The organism is Streptomyces sp. NPDC086023 (assembly GCF_044540325.1).
Classification (GTDB): Bacteria; Actinomycetota; Actinomycetes; order Streptomycetales; family Streptomycetaceae; genus Streptomyces.
Map to the genome: position 1 here is coordinate 325,203 of NZ_JBITRX010000008.1, position 17,523 is coordinate 342,725.

The window sequence follows — 17,523 nt, forward strand, 5'->3', positions numbered from 1 at the left end:
AAACGGTTCAGGAGCTGATCAATCCGGACACATGGGAACGGTCCAGACCCCCTCAGGGCACCCCAGCGGGACCAAATCGGGTGACAAAGGTCACCTCGTCAACTCGCGGACCGACCGTGGAATTTCGGCCTCCGCATCCCTTGACGGCGGGGCCGTCAGTTCAGGCGGGCCATGAGGGACCGGAGGAAGCTCAGGTCGACGTCCTCCAGCGAGGAGACCACGGTCCGGCCGGGGGCGGGCGCGATGGCCGCGACGGACGGTACGGCGACCACGCGGCAGCCGGCGGCCTCGGCGGCGGCCACGCCGGTGGCGGTGTCCTCGATGACGGCGCACCGGGAGGGGTGGGCGCCCAGCCGGGTGGCGGCCCTGAGGTACGGGTCGGGGTGCGGCTTGGTACGGGCGACCTCGTCGCCGGCGACGCTGAAGGCGAACCGGTCGGGGCCCAGCGAGAGCATGATCCGGTCGATGACCCGGCGGTGCGAGGCGGAGACCAGGGCGGTGGGCACGTTGTTGCGGGCCAGCTCGGCCAGCAGCCGCTCGGCGCCCGGCATCAGCGGCACGTGGTCGGCGATGCGGGCCTCGAAGCGCTCGTTCAGCAGCACGGTCAGCTCGGCCAGCGTGATCTCGGCGCCGGTGGCCTGGATCAGGTAGCCGGCGCTGCGGCTCATGGGTCCGCCGACGACGATGTCCCGCCAGGACTCGTCGAGGCGGTGGCCCAGCTCGGCGAAGACGGCGACCTCGGCGTCCCACCAGAAGCCCTCGGTGTCGACGAGCGTGCCGTCCATGTCGAGCAGCACCGCCTGGAGGGCCGATCCGTCGGCGGTCCGGGCGGCGGAGGCGGGAACCGTGCTGGTCATACGGACTCCAAGGGACGAGAAGGCCGGTCACCTCTTCCCGCGGGCGTGCCCGGAGGAACAGGCGACCGGCCTGTGTGGGACCGACAAGTGTACGTCGTGTCCCGCTATCGCGCGTTGAAGTACTTCGCTTCGGGGTGGTGGATGACGATGGCGTCGGTGGACTGCTCGGGGTGGAGCTGGAACTCCTCGGAGAGGTGGACGCCGATCCGCTCGGGCTCCAGCAGGTCCGCGATCTTGGCGCGGTCCTCCAGGTCGGGGCAGGCACCGTAGCCCAGGGAGAAGCGGGCTCCGCGGTACTTCAGGTCGAACATGTCCTCGACGCGGGAGGGGTCCTCGGCGGCGAATCCCAGCTCGGCGCGGACCCGCGCGTGCCAGTACTCGGCCAGCGCCTCCGCCAGCTGCACGGACAGCCCGTGCAGCTCCATGTACTCACGGTAGGCGTCCGCCGCGAACAGCCGGGCGGTCTCCTCGCCGATCTTCGAACCGACGGTGACCACCTGGAGGCCCACCACGTCGACCTCGCCGGACTCCTCCGGGCGGAAGAAGTCCGCCAGGCAGAGGCGGCGGCCGCGGCGCTGCCGGGGGAAGGTGAAGCGGGTGCGCTCCGAGCCGTCCTCGTGCAGCAGGATCAGGTCGTCGCCCTTGGAGACGCAGGGGAAGTAGCCGTACACGACGGCGGCTTCCAGCAGGTTGTCCGTGTGCAGGCGGTCGAGGAGGCCGCGCAGCCGCGGGCGGCCCTCGGCCTCGACCAGCTCCTCGTACGTCGGGCCGCCGGCGCGGGCCTGCTTCAGGCCCCACTGGCCCTTGAAGAGGGCGCCCTCGTCCAGCCAGGACGCGTAGTCCTTCAGGCCGATGCCCTTGATCACCCGGGTGCCCCAGAACGGCGGCTCGGGGACCGGGTTGTCGGTGGCCACGTCGGAGCGGACGGTGCCCTCGGGCTCGGCCGCCTCCGGGAGGGCGGTCTCGCGCCTGGGCACGCGGCGCTGCTTGAGCTCGGGCAGGGTGGCGCCGGGGACGCCCCGCTTGACCGCGACGAGGGCGTCCATGAGGCGCAGGCCCTCGAAGGCGTCGCGGGCGTAGCGGACCTCGCCCTCGTAGATCTCGTGCAGGTCCTGCTCGACGTACGCGCGGGTGAGGGCGGCGCCGCCGAGGATCACCGGGTAGGTGGCGGCCAGCTTGCGCTGGTTCAGCTCCTCCAGGTTCTCCTTCATGATCACGGTGGACTTCACGAGCAGGCCGGACATGCCGATGACGTCGGCCCGGTGCTCCTCGGCGGCGTCGAGGATCGCCGAGACGGGCTGCTTGATGCCCAGGTTGACGACGTTGTAGCCGTTGTTGGAGAGGATGATGTCGACGAGGTTCTTGCCGATGTCGTGGACGTCGCCGCGGACGGTGGCGAGGACGATGGTGCCCTTGCCCTCGGCGTCCGACTTCTCCATGTGCGGCTCCAGGTGGGCCACCGCGGTCTTCATCACCTCGGCGGACTGGAGCACGAACGGCAGCTGCATCTGGCCCGAGCCGAACAGCTCGCCGACGACCTTCATGCCCTCCAGGAGGGTGTCGTTGACGATGTCGAGGGCCGGGCGGGACTGCAGTGCCTCGTCGAGATCGGCCTCCAGGCCGTTCTTCTCGCCGTCGATGATCCGCCGCCGGAGGCGCTCCTCCAGCGGGAGTGCCAGGAGTTCCTCGGCCTTGCCGGCCTTGAGGGACTTGGTGTTGACGCCCTCGAAGAGCTCCATGAGCTTCTGGAGGGGGTCGTAGCCCTCGGCGCGGCGGTCGTAGATCAGGTCGAGGGCGGTGGTGACCTGCTCCTCGTCGAAGCGGGCGATCGGCAGGATCTTGGAGGCGTGCACGATCGCCGAGTCCAGGCCGGCCTTGACGCACTCGTCGAGGAAGACCGAGTTCAGCAGGATCCGGGCGGCCGGGTTGAGGCCGAAGGAGATGTTGGACAGGCCGAGCGTGGTCTGGACGTCCGGGTGACGGCGCTTGAGCTCGCGGATGGCCTCGATGGTGGCGATGCCGTCGCCGCGGGACTCCTCCTGGCCGGTGCAGATGGTGAAGGTGAGGCAGTCGATGAGGATGTCGGACTCGTTGATGCCCCAGTTGCCGGTCAGGTCGGCGATCAGCCGCTCGGCGATGGCGACCTTGTGCTCGACGCTGCGGGCCTGGCCCTCTTCGTCGATGGTGAGGGCGATCAGCGCGGCGCCGTGCTCCTGGGCCAGCCGGGTGACCTGGGCGAAGCGGGACTGGGGGCCGTCGCCGTCCTCGTAGTTGACCGAGTTGATCACGGCCCGGCCGCCCAGCTTCTCCAGGCCGGCCTTGATGACGGCGACCTCGGTGGAGTCCAGGACGATGGGCAGGGTGGAGGCGGTGGCGAAGCGGCCGGCCAGCTCGGCCATGTCGGCGACGCCGTCGCGGCCGACGTAGTCGACGCACAGGTCCAGCATGTGCGCGCCCTCGCGGATCTGGTCGCGCGCCATCTCGACGCAGTCGTCCCAGCGGCCGTCCAGCATGGCCTCGCGGAACTTCTTCGAGCCGTTGGCGTTCGTCCGCTCGCCGATCGCCATGTACGCGGTGTCCTGGCGGAAGGGGACGGTCTGGTACAGCGAGGAGGCGCCGGGCTCGGGACGCGGGTCGCGGACGGCGGGGCTGAGGCCGCGGACGCGCTCGACGACCTGGCGCAGGTGCTCGGGGGTGGTGCCGCAGCAGCCGCCGATCAGCGACAGGCCGTACTCGCGGACGAAGGACTCCTGGGCGTCGGCCAGCTCGCTCGGCGAGAGCGGGTAGTGGGCGCCGTCCTTGGTGAGGACCGGCAGGCCGGCGTTCGGCATGCAGGACAGCGGGATGCGCGCGTTGCGGGCGAGGTAGCGCAGGTGCTCGCTCATCTCCGCGGGGCCGGTGGCGCAGTTCAGGCCGATCATGTCGATGCCCAGCGGCTCCAGGGAGGTCAGCGCGGCGCCGATCTCCGAGCCCAGCAGCATGGTGCCCGTCGTCTCGACGGTGACGGAACAGATGACCGGCACGTTCACGCCGAGTGCGTCGAGGGCGCGCCGGGCCGCGATCACGGAGGCCTTGGTCTGGAGCAGGTCCTGGGTGGTCTCGATGAGCAGGGCGTCGGCGCCGCCGGCGAGCAGTCCCTCCGCGTTGGCCTGGTAGGCGTCGCGGATGGTGTCGTACCCGATGTGGCCGAGGGTGGGGAGCTTGGTGCCGGGGCCGACGGAGCCGAGGACCCAGCGCTGCTGCCCGGTGGAGGCGGTGAAGGCGTCGGCGGTCTCGCGGGCGATCCGGGCGCCGGCCTCCGACAGCTCGTGCACCCGTTCGGGGATGTCGTACTCGGCCAGGGCGGAGTGGTTGGCGCCGAAGGTGTTGGTCTCGACACAGTCGACGCCGGCGGCGAAGTAGGCCTCGTGGACCGAGCGGACGATGTCCGGGCGGGTGACGTTGAGGATCTCGTTGCAGCCTTCGAGGTTCTGGAAGTCCTCGAGGGAGGGGTCCTGCGCCTGGAGCATCGTTCCCATGGCGCCGTCGGCGACGACCACGCGGGAGGCCAGCGCCTCTCGGAGGGCGTCGGCCCGGGTCTGGGTGTCTGCGGGCGGGTTCGGCAACGAGGCCATGGTTGAGCTCCCTGGGGTGCGACGGCTGTCGGCTTTACACCCTTCTGACAAGGGCGTACGCGGTCAGGGTAACCGCGTATCTCGTCCCCCGGGTGGGGCGTCCCACGGAGCGGACGGCATCCTGTGCGCGGGACTGGCCTGTTCGGCGCGCTATTGACAGACTTTCCCAACAGTGCACGAGGTCGGCATCGACCGATAGTGTTCGTCATTGTCGAACCAGATTTGTACGCAGGCTTCAGGAGGCTGCCGATGGCACGGAACATCCAGTCGCTCGAAAGGGCTGCTGCGATGCTGCGACTGCTGGCGGGCGGCGAGCGGCGGCTCGGGCTCTCGGACGTGGCCTCCGCGCTGGGGCTCGCCAAGGGCACCGCCCACGGCATCCTGCGCACCCTCCAGGCGGAGGGCTTCGTGGAGCAGGATCCGGCCTCGGGCCGCTACCAGCTGGGCGCGGAGCTGCTGCGGCTGGGCAACAGCTACCTCGACGTGCACGAGCTGCGCGCCCGCGCGCTGGTGTGGACGGACGACCTGGCCCGCGCGAGCGGGGAGAGCGTCTACGTGGGGGTGCTGCACCAGCAGGGGGTGCTGATCATGCACCACGTGTTCCGGCCCGACGACAGCCGCCAGGTGCTGGAGGTGGGGGCGATGCAGCCACTGCACTCCACGGCGCTGGGCAAGGTGCTGTCGGCGTACGACCCGGTGGCGCACAGCGAGGCCCTGGAGGTCGAGCGGGAGGCGTTCACCCCCCGTACGGTCACGGACCCGGCCGGGTTCGAGGAGGTGCTGGACCTGACGCGGGCCCGCGGCTGGGCGGCCGACGTCGAGGAGACCTGGGAGGGCATCGCCTCGATCGCCGCGCCGATCCACGACCGCCGGCGGATGCCGGTGGGCGCGATCGCGGTGGCCGGCGCGGTCGAGCGGGTGTGCGGTCCGGCGGGCGAGGTGCGGCCGGACCTGATCGCCGCGGTACGGGACTGCGCGCGGTCCGTCTCGCGGGACCTGGGCGCAGGACGGTTCTGAGCCACCCGACTCCCCCACCCCTTCCGACCTGGGCGAACGAGGGCCGGTGCGTCACGCACCGGCCCTTTGTGCTGCGTACACCTGCACGGTTTCGGGCGTCTTACCCCGTGGTAACGATCCGGAACTTTGGCTTCGCCGACTCTTGACGTGCTCTTCACACGGGCGGAAAACTGCCGTTCATCGGTCGGCATTGTCGAACACCTACCGGCAATACGCGCTAGGGTGTGGCAAGGCCAGGGCCGAAAACGCACTCACCGAGTGCGCGGAAGGCCGGCGGGACCCGGCTTTCCGCCAACCCCCTGGACGTAGGCAAAGGAGTCGCGGGTGTCCAGCTCCGACATCTTCATCGGCGAGACCATCGGTACCGCCCTGCTCACTCTGCTCGGCGGAGGCGTCTGCGCCGCCGTGACTCTCAAGAGCTCCAAGGCGCGCAACGCCGGCTGGCTCGCCATCACCTTCGGCTGGGGCTTCGCGGTGCTGATCGCCGCGTACGTCTCCGCCCCGCTCTCCGGCGCCCACCTGAACCCGGCGGTCACCGTCGGCATCGCCATCCAGAGCGGCGACTGGGCCGACACCGGCGTCTACCTCGCCGGCCAGCTGCTCGGCGCCATGATCGGCGCGGCCCTGATGTGGGTCACCTACTACGGCCAGTTCCGCGCCCACCTCACGGACCCGGAGCTCAAGGCCGACCTGAGCCAGCCGGCCGGCCCGGTCCTCGGCGTCTTCTCCACCGGCCCCGAGATCCGCAACGTCGTCCAGAACCTGGTCACCGAGATCATCGGCACCGCGGTGCTGGTCCTGGCGATCCTCACGCAGGGCCTCCAGGACAACGGCAAGGGCCTCGGCGTCATCGGCGTCCTGATCACGTCGTTCGTGGTCGTCGGCATCGGCCTCTCGCTCGGCGGCCCGACCGGCTACGCCATCAACCCGGTGCGCGACCTCGGCCCCCGTATCGTCCACGCCCTCCTGCCGCTGCCCAACAAGGGCGGCTCGGACTGGGGATACTCCTGGATCCCGGTCGTCGGCCCGCTCGTCGGTGCCGCCGTCGCCGGCGGTCTGTACAAGATCGCGTTCGTCTGATTCGTCTGTACAGCAAGAGCTGCACGAACCACCTTCGCCTCCCTCTCACGAGTTGCCAGGAGCAGACTCCATGACCACGAGCACCGGCCCGTTCATCGCCGCGATCGACCAGGGCACCACGTCCTCCCGCTGCATCGTCTTCGACCGCGACGGCCGCATCGTCTCCGTCGACCAGAAGGAGCACGAGCAGATCTTCCCGAAGCCGGGCTGGGTGGAGCACGACGCCACCGAGATCTGGGCCAACGTCCAGGAAGTCGTCGCGGGCGCCATCGACAAGGCCGGCATCACCGCCGCCGACGTCAAGGCCGTCGGCATCACCAACCAGCGCGAGACCACGGTCCTGTGGGACAAGAACACCGGCGAGCCGGTCCACAACGCGCTGGTCTGGCAGGACACCCGCACCGACGCCCTCTGCAAGGAGCTCGGCCGCAACGTCGGCCAGGACCGCTTCCGCCGCGAGACGGGCCTCCCGCTGGCCTCGTACTTCTCCGGCCCCAAGGTCCGCTGGCTGCTCGACAACGTCGAGGGCCTGCGCGAGCGCGCCGAGGCGGGCGACATCCTCTTCGGCACCATGGACACCTGGGTCATCTGGAACCTGACCGGCGGCGTCGACGGCGGCCGGCACGTCACCGACGTCACCAACGCCTCCCGCACCCTGCTCATGAACCTGCACGAGCTGTCCTGGGACGAGCGCATCCTGCAGTCCATCGACATCCCGGCCGCGGTCCTCCCCGAGATCCGCTCCTCGGCCGAGGTCTACGGCGAGGTCAAGGACGGCGTCCTGGCGGGCGTGCCGGTCGCCTCGGCGCTCGGCGACCAGCAGGCGGCCCTGTTCGGCCAGACCTGCTTCTCCGAGGGCGAGGCCAAGTCCACGTACGGCACCGGCACCTTCATGCTCATGAACACCGGTGACAAGATCATCAACTCCTACAGCGGCCTGCTGACCACCGTCGGCTACCAGATCGGCGACGAGAAGCCGGTCTACGCCCTGGAGGGCTCGATCGCCGTCACCGGCTCGCTGGTGCAGTGGATGCGCGACCAGATGGGCCTGATCAAGTCCGCGGCCGAGATCGAGACCCTGGCCTCCTCCGTCGACGACAACGGCGGCGCCTACTTCGTGCCCGCGTTCTCCGGCCTGTTCGCCCCGTACTGGCGCTCCGACGCCCGCGGTGTGATCGCCGGCCTCACCCGGTACGTCACCAAGGCGCACATCGCCCGCGCCGTGCTGGAGGCCACCGCCTGGCAGACCCGCGAGATCACCGACGCCATGACCAAGGACTCCGGCGTCGAGCTGTCGGCGCTCAAGGTCGACGGCGGTATGACCTCCAACAACCTGCTGATGCAGACGCTCTCGGACTTCCTGGACGCCCCCGTGGTGCGCCCGATGGTCGCCGAGACCACCTGCCTCGGCGCCGCCTACGCCGCCGGCCTGGCCGTCGGCTTCTGGCCCGACACCGACGCGCTGCGCGCGAACTGGCGCCGGGCCGCCGAGTGGACCCCGCGGATGCCCGCCGACCAGCGGGACCGCGAGTACAAGAACTGGCTCAAGGCCGTCGAGCGGACCATGGGCTGGATCGACGAGGACGAGGACAACTGAGCCCCGGCTCAGGAGTCGACGCCGACGCTTAAGAGCTGACGAGGAGTAAGAGATGAGCAGCCTGCAGACCCTTCCCGCCCTGGGGACGCACCAGAGCGCCGGAGCCAACGCGAGCCGCGCCGAGACCAGAGAGCAGCTGGCGAAGGCCACGTACGACCTCCTGGTCATCGGTGGCGGGATCCTGGGCACCTCGGTGGCCTGGCACGCCGCCCAGACGGGTCTGCGGGTCGCCATGGTGGACGCCGGCGACTTCGCCGGCGCCACCTCCTCGGCCTCCTCCAAGCTCGTCCACGGCGGTCTGCGCTACCTGCAGACCGGCGCGGTCAAGCTGGTCGCCGAGAACCACCACGAGCGCCGGGTGCTGGCCAAGGACGTGGCCCCGCACCTGGTCAACCCGCTCACCTTCCACCTGCCCGTCTACAAGGGCGGGCCGGTGGGCGCGGCCAAGCTGGGCGCGGGCGTCTTCGCGTACTCCGCCCTCTCGGCCTTCGGCGACGGCATGGGCAAGGTCATATCCCCCGCCCGTGCCGCCGCCGAGAACCCCGCCCTGCGCACCGACGACCTCAAGGCCGTGGCCGTCTACTACGACCACCAGATGAACGACTCCCGCGTGGCGGTCATGACGGTCCGCGCGGCCGTCGAGTCCGGCGCGGTCGTCCTCAACCACGCCGAGGTCACCGGCCTGCGCATGACGCAGGGCCGGGTCTCCGGCGCCGAGCTGAAGGACCGTCTGGACGGCACCGAGTTCGGCGTCGACGCCCGCGTCGTGCTCAACGCCACCGGCCCGTGGGTGGACCACCTGCGGCGCATGGAGGACAAGCACTCCATGCCGTCGATCCGGCTCTCCAAGGGCGCGCACATCGTGATGAAGCGCAAGTCGCCGTGGAAGGCCGCCATGGCCACCCCGATCGACAAGTACCGCATCACGTTCGCCCTCCCGTGGGAGGACCAGCTGCTCCTCGGCACCACCGACGAGGTGTACGAGGGCGACCCGGCGGACGTGCGCGCCACCGAGAAGGACATCCAGCAGATCCTGGACGAGGCCGCCTTCTCCGTGAAGGACGCCGACCTGGACCGCTCGCTGATGACGTACGCCTTCGCCGGCCTGCGGGTGCTGCCCGGCGGCCCCGGCGGGGTCGAGAAGGCCAAGCGCGAGACCGTGGTCTCCGAGGGCAAGGGCGGCATGCTGTCCGTGGCCGGCGGCAAGTGGACCACGTACCGGCACATCGGCCGCGTGGTCATGGACAAGCTCGCGAAGCTGCCCGGCGGGGCGCTGGCCGAGGACATGGAGCCGGTGAAGTCGCTGGTGCGCCGGGTGCCGCTGCCCGGTGTCGCCAACCCCAACGCGGTGGCCCACCGGCTGCTGGTGGACCGCGAGCCCGGCATGCGGATGGACCCGCTCACGGCCCGCCACCTGGCCACCCACTACGGCTCGCTGGCCTTCGACATCGCCCGCATGGTCAACGAGAGCCCGGAGCTGGGCGAGCGCATCCACGAGGACGGCCCGGAGATCTGGGCGCAGGTCGCCTACGCCCGCGACTTCGAGTGGGCCCAGACCGTGGACGACGTGCTCCGCCGGCGTACGACGGTGACGATCCGCGGCCTGGACGACGAGGCCGTGCGCGGTCGCGTCGAGGAGATGCTCCGCCACGGGGTGTGACATCGCGGTGTGACATGTGACGGGGCGGCTTCCGGGAGGAAGCCGCCCCGTCCGGCATTGATGGGCCCCGCCCCGCCATGGGATCATTTGTACGAAAGGACGACCAGGGGGGATGCGAAGGGGGCGGCCATGTCCGCCATCAAGGAAAGCATCGAGATCTCCCGGCCTCCCGAGGAGGTCTTCTCCTACCTCACCGACCTGTCGCACCTGACCGAGTGGCAGGAGAGCGCCATCGCCGTGCAGCCGGCCTCCGGCCCCCTGCACGTGGGCGAGCGGGTGGAGGTCAGGCGCCGGATCGGCAAGCGCGAGATCCAGACGGTGATGGAGGTCACCGAGGTGGATCCGCCCAGGAGTTGGCATCTGCACGGCGACGAGGGCCCCATCCGGGCCGACTTCCACGGCACCGTCGAGGCCCTCGACGACGGCACCCGCTCACGGGTGACGCTCGACCTGGACCTGCACGGCCACGGCAAGGGCAGGGTGCTGGTCCCGCTCGTCGTCAGGCCCCACGCCCGCAAGGAGGTTCCGCGCAACGAACGGACCCTGAAGGGGCTGCTGGAGCGGGGATCGGCGTGAAACGGGGCGGTTGCGGGCCTGTGGGCCGGGGCAGCTCCAAGCCGTAGGCTGATGCCCGTACACAAGGAAACTTCGGAAGGAGACCTGGGTGATCGAGCTTGAGGGCGTGCCCGAGCTGATCGACCCGGTCATGGTGGCCGCGTTCGAGGGCTGGAACGACGCGGGTGACGCCGCCTCCGGTGCGGTGGCGCACCTGGACCGGGAATGGAAGGGCGAGGTGTTCGCGGCGCTCGACGCCGAGGACTACTACGACTTCCAGGTCAACCGTCCCACGGTCTGGCTGGACGGCGGGGTACGGAAGATCACCTGGCCCACGACACGGCTCTCCGTGGTGCGCGTGGGCGGGGCCAAACCGCGGGACCTGGTGCTGGTCCGCGGCATCGAACCGTCCATGCGCTGGCGGTCGTTCTGCAACGAACTCCTCGGCTTCGCCCATGAGCTGGGCGTCGAGATGGTCGTGATCCTGGGGGCCCTGCTGGGCGACACCCCGCACACCCGGCCGGTGCCGGTCAGCGGGGTCACCTCGGATCCCGACCTGGCGCGCGCGATGGACCTGGAGGAGACCCGGTACGAGGGCCCGACCGGCATCGTCGGCGTGCTCCAGGAGGCCTGTACGCACGCGGGAGTTCCGGCGGTGTCGCTGTGGGCGGCGGTGCCGCACTACGTGTCGCAGCCCCCCAACCCCAAAGCGACGCTGGCCCTGTTGAACCGGCTGGAGGACCTGATCGACCTCCGCATCCCGCTGGGCGAGCTCCCGGAGGACGCGCGGGCGTGGCAGCTGGGCGTGGACCAACTGGCCGCCGAGGACAGCGAGGTGGCGGAGTACGTCCAGACGCTGGAGGAGGCCCGGGACACGGCGGACCTGCCGGAGGCCTCGGGCGACGCCATCGCCCGCGAGTTCGAGCGGTACCTGCGGCGGCGCGACCCCGCGCCCGGGGGCGCGGTGGGTCATGCGACGGAGTCGGGGGACGCCTCGTACCTGCGCGACACGTCGAGCGGGCGGACCCGGCCGAAGCCGAAGCCGGAGGCCGGCGGGGAGCCGGAGGACGGCACGGAGCCGGACGCGCCGGAGGCGTAGTCCCCCGGGAACACCCCGGCCCCGGCCGGACCGCGCGAGCGGTCCGGCCGGGGCCGGGTCGTGTGCGGCAGGCCGCGGGCTACAGCGCGACGCCCAGCAGCGCGTCGACGGTGCGGGACACCACGCCCGGGGCGGAGCCCTCGGAGCCGCCGGCGGACTCCTGGAGCGCCACCCAGCGGTCGACTGCCGCGAGGGCCGCCGGGGCGTTCAGGTCGTCGGAGAGGGCCTCGCGGACCTCCTCGACCAGTGCGTCGGCCGAGGGGCCGTCCGGCCAGGACACGGCCGCGCGCCAGCGCGCCAGGCGCGCCTCGGCGTCGGCGAGCACCTGGTCGGTCCACTCCCAGTCCTCGCGGTAGTGGTGGGCCAGCAGGGCGAGCCGGATGGCGCCCGGGTCGACCCCGTCGCGCCGCAGCTTCGAGACGAAGACCAGGTTGCCCTTGGACTTCGACATCTTCTCGCCGTGCAGCGCGACCATGCCCGCGTGCACGTAGGCCTTGGCCATCGGGAACTCGCCGGTGAGCACCTGGGCGTGCGAGGCGCCCATCTCGTGGTGCGGGAAGGCCAGGTCGGAGCCGCCGCCCTGGATGTCGAAGCCCATGCCCAGGTGGTCCAGGGCGATGGCGACGCACTCGATGTGCCAGCCGGGGCGGCCGCGCCCCAGCGTGCCGCCGTCCCAGCTGGGCTCGCCCTCGCGGGCGGCCATCCACAGCATCGGGTCGAGCGGGTTCTTCTTGCCCGGGCGGTCCGGGTCGCCGCCGCGCTCCGCGGAGAGCAGCCGCATCGCCTCGGCGTCGAGGTTCGAGACCTTGCCGAACTGCGGGTCGGACTCGACGGAGAAGTAGACGTCGCCTTCGAGCTCGTACGCGGCGCCCGCGTCCCGGAGCCGCTCGACGAGCGGGACGATGCCGGGTATGGCCTCGACGGCGCCGATGTAGTGCTGCGGCGGGAGCATCCGCAGGGCGGTCATGTCCTCGCGGAACAGGGCGGTCTCGCGCTCGGCGAGTTCGGTCCAGTCGTGGCCGTCGCGCTCGGCCCGCTCCAGCAGCGGGTCGTCGACGTCCGTCACGTTCTGGACGTAGTGGACCTGCCGCTTGGTGTCGAGCCACACGCGCTGCACGAGGTCGAACGCGTTGTAGGTCGCCGCATGACCGATGTGGGTCGCGTCGTACGGGGTGATGCCGCAGACGTAGATGCGGGCGACGGGACCGGGGTCGAGGGTGATCTTCCCCTGGGTCGCGGTGTCGTGGATCTGGAGGTCGCGGCCCTTGCCGGGCAGGGCGGGAACCTCAGAAGCGGGCCAGGCATGCATGCCTTGAGCCTAACCGGACACCTGTTCCGGAAACGAACGGGATCCGGGCGGTTGGCCGAATAGGCGCTCTTGCGCCTGCCCCGCCCCTGTGCATTGCCCGTTTGGGGAGGTCAGACCGGTGGCCAGGGGATCGCCGGCCACTGTCCGCTCGGCTTGGGGTGCCGTCCGGTGGCGGTCAGCCGGCCCACTCGGTCCCGTACGGCGGCCAGCTCGGCGGCCGTGATCAGTTCGGCCAGTCGGGTGGCGAGGGGGGCTCCCGCGGCGAGCTCCGCGGCGAGCCGGTCCAGGACGGCCAGGGCCTCGTCGGTGAGGGGCTCGTCCGCCCAGCCCCACAGCAGGGTGCGCAGCTTGTCCTCGGTGTTGAAGGTGACGCCGTGGTCGATGCCGTAGAGCCGCCCGCCGGGACCGGGCAGCAGGTGGCCGCCCTTCCGGTCGCCGTTGTTGATCACGGCGTCGAGGACGGCGAGGCGGCGCAGCCGTTCGTCGTCGGCGTGGACGAGGAGGGCGGTGCGGCCCTCTCCGACGTCGGCGAAGCCCACGGCCTTCCAGCCCTCGCCGGGCTCCTCTCCCTCGACGAGGGCCAGCAGGGCCTCCTCGGGCGCGTCCGGGCCGGCGTCGATCCACTGCTGGACCATGCCCTCGCCGTAGGGGCCGTCGCGCAGCACGGTGGGCGGGACCAGGCCCCAGCCGGTGGCCTCGGAGACCAGGTAGGCCGCGACCTCCCGGCGGGCCAGGTTCCCGTCGGGGAAGTCCCACAGCGGGCGCTCCCCCGCGACGGGCTTGTACACGCACGGTGACGTTGTACCGTCACGCGTGACATCGCACAGCAACACCGCGTTCGACGCCTCGCGGATCCGTCCGCGCACGGTCAGTTCACCGAGGGCGAGCAGCTCCTCGGTCGCGGTCCGTCCCGCTTCCCCGGCGGCGGGCACGCTCGGCTCCACCGTCACGCTCCGCGGCGGTACCCGTTCTGGCGCGGGCATACGTGTCCCTCCGGGTCCAGCGGCAGGCTGCACAGGGGGCACGGCGGCCGCCCGGCGTTGACCACGTCCAGGGCCCGCTTGGCGAAGGCGCGGGCCTGCGCCCCGGTGAGCCGCACCCGCAGCATGGGCGGGCCGTTCTCCTCGTCCTGGAGCAGCCGCTCCTCGGCCTCGGCGAGGTCCTCCTCCGAGTCCGCGTCGAGCTCGACCAGAGCCTGCGCCTCGACGATCATCCGCTGCTCCTCGCCGTCCCAGGCCAGCGCCATGGTGCCGACGCGGAACTCCTCGTCCACCGGCACGTCCAGCGGCGCGGTGTCGGCCGCCTCCGCGGGGGCCACGGCCGGGACGGGAGCGTTGCCGCCGGTGCGCCGGACGACCTCGTCCAGCAGCTCGTCCATCCGCTCGGCCAGCGCGGCGACCTGGGTCTTCTCCAGGGAGACGCTGGTGACCCGGGGGCCGGCGGAGGCCTGGAGGAAGAACGTACGGCGTCCAGGCAGACCGACCGTGCCGGCCACGAAGCGGTCCGGCGGGTCGTAGAGGAACACCTGACGGGGCACGTCCAGTCTCCAGATTCATCGGCGCCGACAGCGCAGGGCGGGCAGAGCATGTTTCAGGTTCATCCACCCTACTGCGCCGGTGGATCAACCCGCGCCCGCACCGCCCCCCACCACCGCGTTCCCGCCATCACCGGCCTCCGTCCCGCCCTCGGGGGACGGCTCGCGGGGCACGAGCGAGGCGAAGTCGCCGGTGTCGCCCAGCCGGAGCAGGAAGGGCCGGGTCCGGGTGTAGCGGATCACGGTGACGGAACAGGGCTCGACGGAGACCCGCTGGAACAGGTCGAGGTGCAGGCCGAGCGCGTCCGCCACAAGGGACTTGATGACGTCTCCGTGGGAGCACATCAGGTACAGGGCGTCCGGGCCGTGCTCGGCCTCGATGCGGGTGTTCCACTCGCGCACCGCCTCCGCCGACCGGTAGTGCATGGTGCGCATGGATTCGCCGCCCGGGAACACGGCGGCGGACGGGTGCTGCTGGACCACCTTCATCAGGGGCTCGTCGGCCAGTTCGGCGAGCTTGCGGCCCGACCAGTCGCCGTAGTCGCACTCCCCGATCCGCTCCTCGGTGTGCAGCGGCAGCTCCGGCCGCGCGGCCAGCAGCGGGGCCAGGGTCTCCCGGCAGCGCTGGAGCGGGCTGGTCACCGCCGCGGCCAGCGGCAGGCCCGCCAGCCGGCCCGGCAGGGCCGCCGCCTGCGCGGCCCCGTGCTCGTCGAGGGCGATGCCGGGGGTCAATCCGGCCAGTACGCCGGAGGTGTTCGCGGTCGAGCGTCCGTGCCGCACCAGGATCAAGGTCGCCATGGCCCCCAGCGTAGGCGCTGGCGTGCGCCCCGGGCGGGGCCGGGGAAGAATGCCCGAATGATTGTGGACAGCGCGATTTACCGGGACGGGAAGCGGGTGGCCGGGCCGGCGGACCTCTCCGACGCCCTCGAGGAGGCACGGGCCGCCGGCGACGCCTTCCTCTGGGTGGGCATGCACGAGCCCACGGAGAAGGAGTTCGACCACGTCAGCAGCGAGTTCGGCCTGCACCCCCTCGCCGTCGAGGACGCTCTGACCGCACATCAGCGGCCCAAGCTGGAGGTCTACGACGACTCGCTGTTCGTCGTCCTCAAGCCGGTGCTGTACGACGTGCGGCGGGACACCGTCACCACCGGCGAGCTGATGGTCTTCGTCGGCGACTCCTTCGTGGTCACCGTCCGGCACGGCCGGGGCGGCGCGCTGGCCCCCGTACGCAGCCGCCTGGAGCGGGAGTCGGACGTGCTGCGGCACGGGCCGACGGCCGTGCTGTACGCCGTCAGCGACATGGTGGTCGACCACTACATCGAGGTGGCGGCCGAGCTCCAGGCCGACCTGGAGGAGCTGGAGGCCGAGGTGTTCCAGCCGGACGGCGGGGACCCCAGGAACACCGCCGCGCGGATCTACGGCTTCAAGCGCCAGGTCCTGGAGTTCCGGCGGGCCACCGCCCCGCTGGCCCAGCCGATGGCCCGGCTGGCGGGCCCTGGGGTGCCCTTCGTGCACGAGCACTCCCGGCCGTTCTTCCGGGACGTCGCCGACCACCTCACCAAGGCCAACGAGTACGTCGAGGGCCTGGACCGGCTGCTGAGCGACGCCCTCTCGGCACACCTCGCCCAGATGGGCGTGCGCCAGAACGACGACATGCGGAAGATCTCCGCGTGGGCGGCCATGGCCGCGGTGCCGACGATGGTGGCCGGGATCTACGGCATGAACTTCGCCCACATGCCCGAGCTGGGCTGGCGCCTCGGCTATCCCGGGGTGCTGTTGCTGATGGGCCTGACCGTGTGGGGGCTCTACCGGCTCTTCAAGCGCCGCGGCTGGCTGTAGACCCGGCCCTCTCCGGGTCAAACCCGTCGGGGCCGGACTCGGACCCATGGGGGTCGGGCCGGTCCAGGTCAAACCGGCCCGGCCGGGATCGGACCGGTCCGGGTCAGACCGGTTCGGGCACCGGGGTGACCGGCCCGCCGAGCGCGTCGCGCCGCTCCGGCATGGCCAGGCCGACCGCCCGGTGCCAGCCCGCGAAGCGCTCGTACGCGTACATGCCCCGGATGCCGGCGGCCAGCGCGGCCGACTTCGCCTTCGGCCACTTCAGGATCCGGCCCATGTGCTCCATCACTGCCAGGCTGACGTCGCGGTAGATGACGATCTCCGCGAGCGCGCTCTCGCGCAGCACCCGCTGGATCGTGCGGCCGTACCCCTCGTGGTTCAGCCGGAGCAGCTCCTCGTGGCAGTACGCGAGGTGGTTGTCCTCGTCGTTGCTGATCATCCGGATGGCCCGGCCGACCTCGGGGTGGTCCCCGAAGTACTTCCTGAGCATCACCATCTGGTCCGCGGCCCGCTGCTCGGTGACCCGGCTGTGCGAGAGGTACACGACGATGTCCTCCTCGGTCAGCCGCTCCTGCGCGCGCAGCCTCGCATGGGCCAGGCCGATGCCGTTCTTCTCCAGCAGCATCGTGTAGTCCGTCTCGGGCGGCACCGGCACCGGCTCCAGGCCGCGCTTCCTCAGCAGCTGCTGGAAGATCCGGCCGTGCTTGTCCTCGTCGGCGCCGTGCCGGGTGATCTTCGGGGCCATGTCCGCCATGCCCGTCGGCACGAGTGCGGCGATCCGGGCGTTCTCCCAGCCGCCCTGCGTCTCCCCGCTGGCCGCGATGGAGCAGAAGAGCCGGTAGGACTCGTCGTTGTCGATGATCTCCTGGAACAGGCTTCGGGCCGAGAGCATGACTGCCACCTCTTTCGCGGTCACCCCCGGCCTCCGAGTCAACTGCCGACAGGGTGCGCGGGCAACCGGGTGCCGGACGGACTCGGCCGAACGGAGGACGCGCCCGGCGGGGCCCGGCCGAGGTGCGGGGCCCGGATGGCCCGTAACCACCCGGGCCCCTGGCGCGTTGTTCGCGGTGACGGCCGTGGCGGGGAAGACCCCCGAGCCCCCACCACGGCCGCGGCTCTCTTCCGGACCGGGTACGCGCCCTCCGCCCCGGCCCCGTCACACGCCCTCCACCTCCGGCCGCCGGCGCCGACCGCCTCTCGCGGCCGCGGTGGCGGCCGTCGCCGCCAGGGCCTGTCGGAGGGGCAGGCGGGAGCATGACGAGAGGACCTAGTGACCTGGTTTTGAGGTCGGGGCTCGCCTCGTGAGTCGTGTTCTGTTTCAGATCCTGGGGTTCGCCTGACGTGACGGGCTTGGGGCCGGTG

General features: G+C 71.4%; 14 protein-coding genes. 7 read left to right on the plus strand and 7 right to left on the minus strand.

Translation table 11 applies throughout. The features are described from left to right. Positions 1-155: 155 nt before the first annotated feature. Positions 156-857 (minus strand): HAD family hydrolase, encoded by a 702-nt coding sequence (locus ACIF6F_RS18730; RefSeq protein WP_399947804.1) that lies wholly within the window; start codon positions 855-857, stop codon positions 156-158. Between the two features lie 104 nt (positions 858-961). Further along, the gene (gene metH, locus ACIF6F_RS18735) at positions 962-4,471 is read right to left on the minus strand and encodes a methionine synthase (protein WP_399947806.1); all 3,510 of its coding nucleotides are present in this window, start codon (positions 4,469-4,471) and stop codon (positions 962-964) included. A gap of 249 nt (positions 4,472-4,720) precedes the next feature. On the opposite strand from metH, the gene ACIF6F_RS18740 reads away from it, so the two are divergent. The 6 genes from ACIF6F_RS18740 to ACIF6F_RS18765 all read left to right on the plus strand — a co-directional run bounded on the left by ACIF6F_RS18740 (position 4,721) and on the right by ACIF6F_RS18765 (position 11,479). Continuing rightward, positions 4,721-5,488 (plus strand): IclR family transcriptional regulator, encoded by a 768-nt coding sequence (locus tag ACIF6F_RS18740; RefSeq protein ID WP_399947808.1) that lies wholly within the window; start codon positions 4,721-4,723, stop codon positions 5,486-5,488. A 324-nt stretch (positions 5,489-5,812) separates the two neighbouring features. After that, positions 5,813-6,568 (plus strand): MIP/aquaporin family protein, encoded by a 756-nt coding sequence (locus tag ACIF6F_RS18745; protein WP_399947810.1) that lies wholly within the window; start codon positions 5,813-5,815, stop codon positions 6,566-6,568. Positions 6,569-6,638: 70 nt separating this feature from the next. Continuing rightward, positions 6,639-8,165, plus strand: a complete 1,527-nt coding sequence (gene glpK, locus ACIF6F_RS18750) for a glycerol kinase GlpK (RefSeq protein WP_399947812.1) — start codon at positions 6,639-6,641, stop codon at positions 8,163-8,165. A 52-nt stretch (positions 8,166-8,217) separates the two neighbouring features. Then, complete coding sequence (locus tag ACIF6F_RS18755; RefSeq protein ID WP_399947814.1) at positions 8,218-9,825, plus strand: FAD-dependent oxidoreductase; 1,608 nt, start codon at positions 8,218-8,220, stop codon at positions 9,823-9,825. A gap of 129 nt (positions 9,826-9,954) precedes the next feature. Then, positions 9,955-10,401 carry an SRPBCC family protein gene (locus ACIF6F_RS18760; RefSeq protein WP_399947816.1) on the plus strand — a complete coding sequence of 149 codons (447 nt, stop codon included), beginning with the start codon at positions 9,955-9,957 and terminating at the stop codon, positions 10,399-10,401. Positions 10,402-10,489: 88 nt separating this feature from the next. Next, complete coding sequence (locus tag ACIF6F_RS18765; protein WP_399947818.1) at positions 10,490-11,479, plus strand: PAC2 family protein; 990 nt, start codon at positions 10,490-10,492, stop codon at positions 11,477-11,479. 79 nt (positions 11,480-11,558) lie between these two features. Here ACIF6F_RS18765 and mshC read toward each other — a convergent pair whose 3' ends face one another. From mshC to ACIF6F_RS18785, 4 genes are all read right to left on the minus strand, one after another. After that, positions 11,559-12,788: a cysteine--1-D-myo-inosityl 2-amino-2-deoxy-alpha-D-glucopyranoside ligase gene (gene mshC / locus ACIF6F_RS18770; protein ID WP_399947820.1), complete on the minus strand. Its 1,230-nt coding sequence runs from the start codon at positions 12,786-12,788 to the stop codon at positions 11,559-11,561. 110 nt (positions 12,789-12,898) lie between these two features. After that, positions 12,899-13,771: an SCO1664 family protein gene (locus ACIF6F_RS18775; protein WP_399947822.1), complete on the minus strand. Its 873-nt coding sequence runs from the start codon at positions 13,769-13,771 to the stop codon at positions 12,899-12,901. Next, positions 13,735-14,325 (minus strand): DUF3090 domain-containing protein, encoded by a 591-nt coding sequence (locus tag ACIF6F_RS18780; RefSeq protein ID WP_399947824.1) that lies wholly within the window; start codon positions 14,323-14,325, stop codon positions 13,735-13,737. Before ACIF6F_RS18780 ends, ACIF6F_RS18775 begins: the two co-directional genes overlap by 37 nt. Before the next feature lie 84 nt (positions 14,326-14,409). Continuing rightward, on the minus strand, positions 14,410-15,120 hold the full coding sequence (locus ACIF6F_RS18785) for a histidine phosphatase family protein (protein WP_399947826.1): 711 nt from the start codon (positions 15,118-15,120) through the stop codon (positions 14,410-14,412). 57 nt (positions 15,121-15,177) lie between these two features. On the opposite strand from ACIF6F_RS18785, the gene ACIF6F_RS18790 reads away from it, so the two are divergent. Continuing rightward, on the plus strand, positions 15,178-16,161 hold the full coding sequence (locus ACIF6F_RS18790) for a magnesium and cobalt transport protein CorA (protein ID WP_399947828.1): 984 nt from the start codon (positions 15,178-15,180) through the stop codon (positions 16,159-16,161). 103 nt (positions 16,162-16,264) lie between these two features. On the opposite strand, the gene ACIF6F_RS18795 is transcribed toward ACIF6F_RS18790, so the two are convergent. Next, complete coding sequence (locus ACIF6F_RS18795; protein ID WP_399947830.1) at positions 16,265-17,053, minus strand: ferritin-like domain-containing protein; 789 nt, start codon at positions 17,051-17,053, stop codon at positions 16,265-16,267. Positions 17,054-17,523 lie beyond the last annotated feature (470 nt).

Excerpts from the sequence above, each read along its gene's own strand:
- ACIF6F_RS18730 (WP_399947804.1), bottom strand. The coding sequence starts at position 857 with ATGACCAGCACGGTTCCCGCCTCCGCCGCCCGGACCGCCGACGGATCG.
- metH (WP_399947806.1), bottom strand. The coding sequence starts at position 4,471 with ATGGCCTCGTTGCCGAACCCGCCCGCAGACACCCAGACCCGGGCCGAC.
- ACIF6F_RS18740 (WP_399947808.1), top strand. The coding sequence starts at position 4,721 with ATGGCACGGAACATCCAGTCGCTCGAAAGGGCTGCTGCGATGCTGCGA.
- glpK (WP_399947812.1), top strand. The coding sequence starts at position 6,639 with ATGACCACGAGCACCGGCCCGTTCATCGCCGCGATCGACCAGGGCACC.
- ACIF6F_RS18755 (WP_399947814.1), top strand. The coding sequence starts at position 8,218 with ATGAGCAGCCTGCAGACCCTTCCCGCCCTGGGGACGCACCAGAGCGCC.
- ACIF6F_RS18760 (WP_399947816.1), top strand. The coding sequence starts at position 9,955 with ATGTCCGCCATCAAGGAAAGCATCGAGATCTCCCGGCCTCCCGAGGAG.
- mshC (WP_399947820.1), bottom strand. The coding sequence starts at position 12,788 with ATGCATGCCTGGCCCGCTTCTGAGGTTCCCGCCCTGCCCGGCAAGGGC.
- ACIF6F_RS18775 (WP_399947822.1), bottom strand. The coding sequence starts at position 13,771 with ATGCCCGCGCCAGAACGGGTACCGCCGCGGAGCGTGACGGTGGAGCCG.
- ACIF6F_RS18785 (WP_399947826.1), bottom strand. The coding sequence starts at position 15,120 with ATGGCGACCTTGATCCTGGTGCGGCACGGACGCTCGACCGCGAACACC.
- ACIF6F_RS18790 (WP_399947828.1), top strand. The coding sequence starts at position 15,178 with ATGATTGTGGACAGCGCGATTTACCGGGACGGGAAGCGGGTGGCCGGG.
- ACIF6F_RS18795 (WP_399947830.1), bottom strand. The coding sequence starts at position 17,053 with ATGCTCTCGGCCCGAAGCCTGTTCCAGGAGATCATCGACAACGACGAG.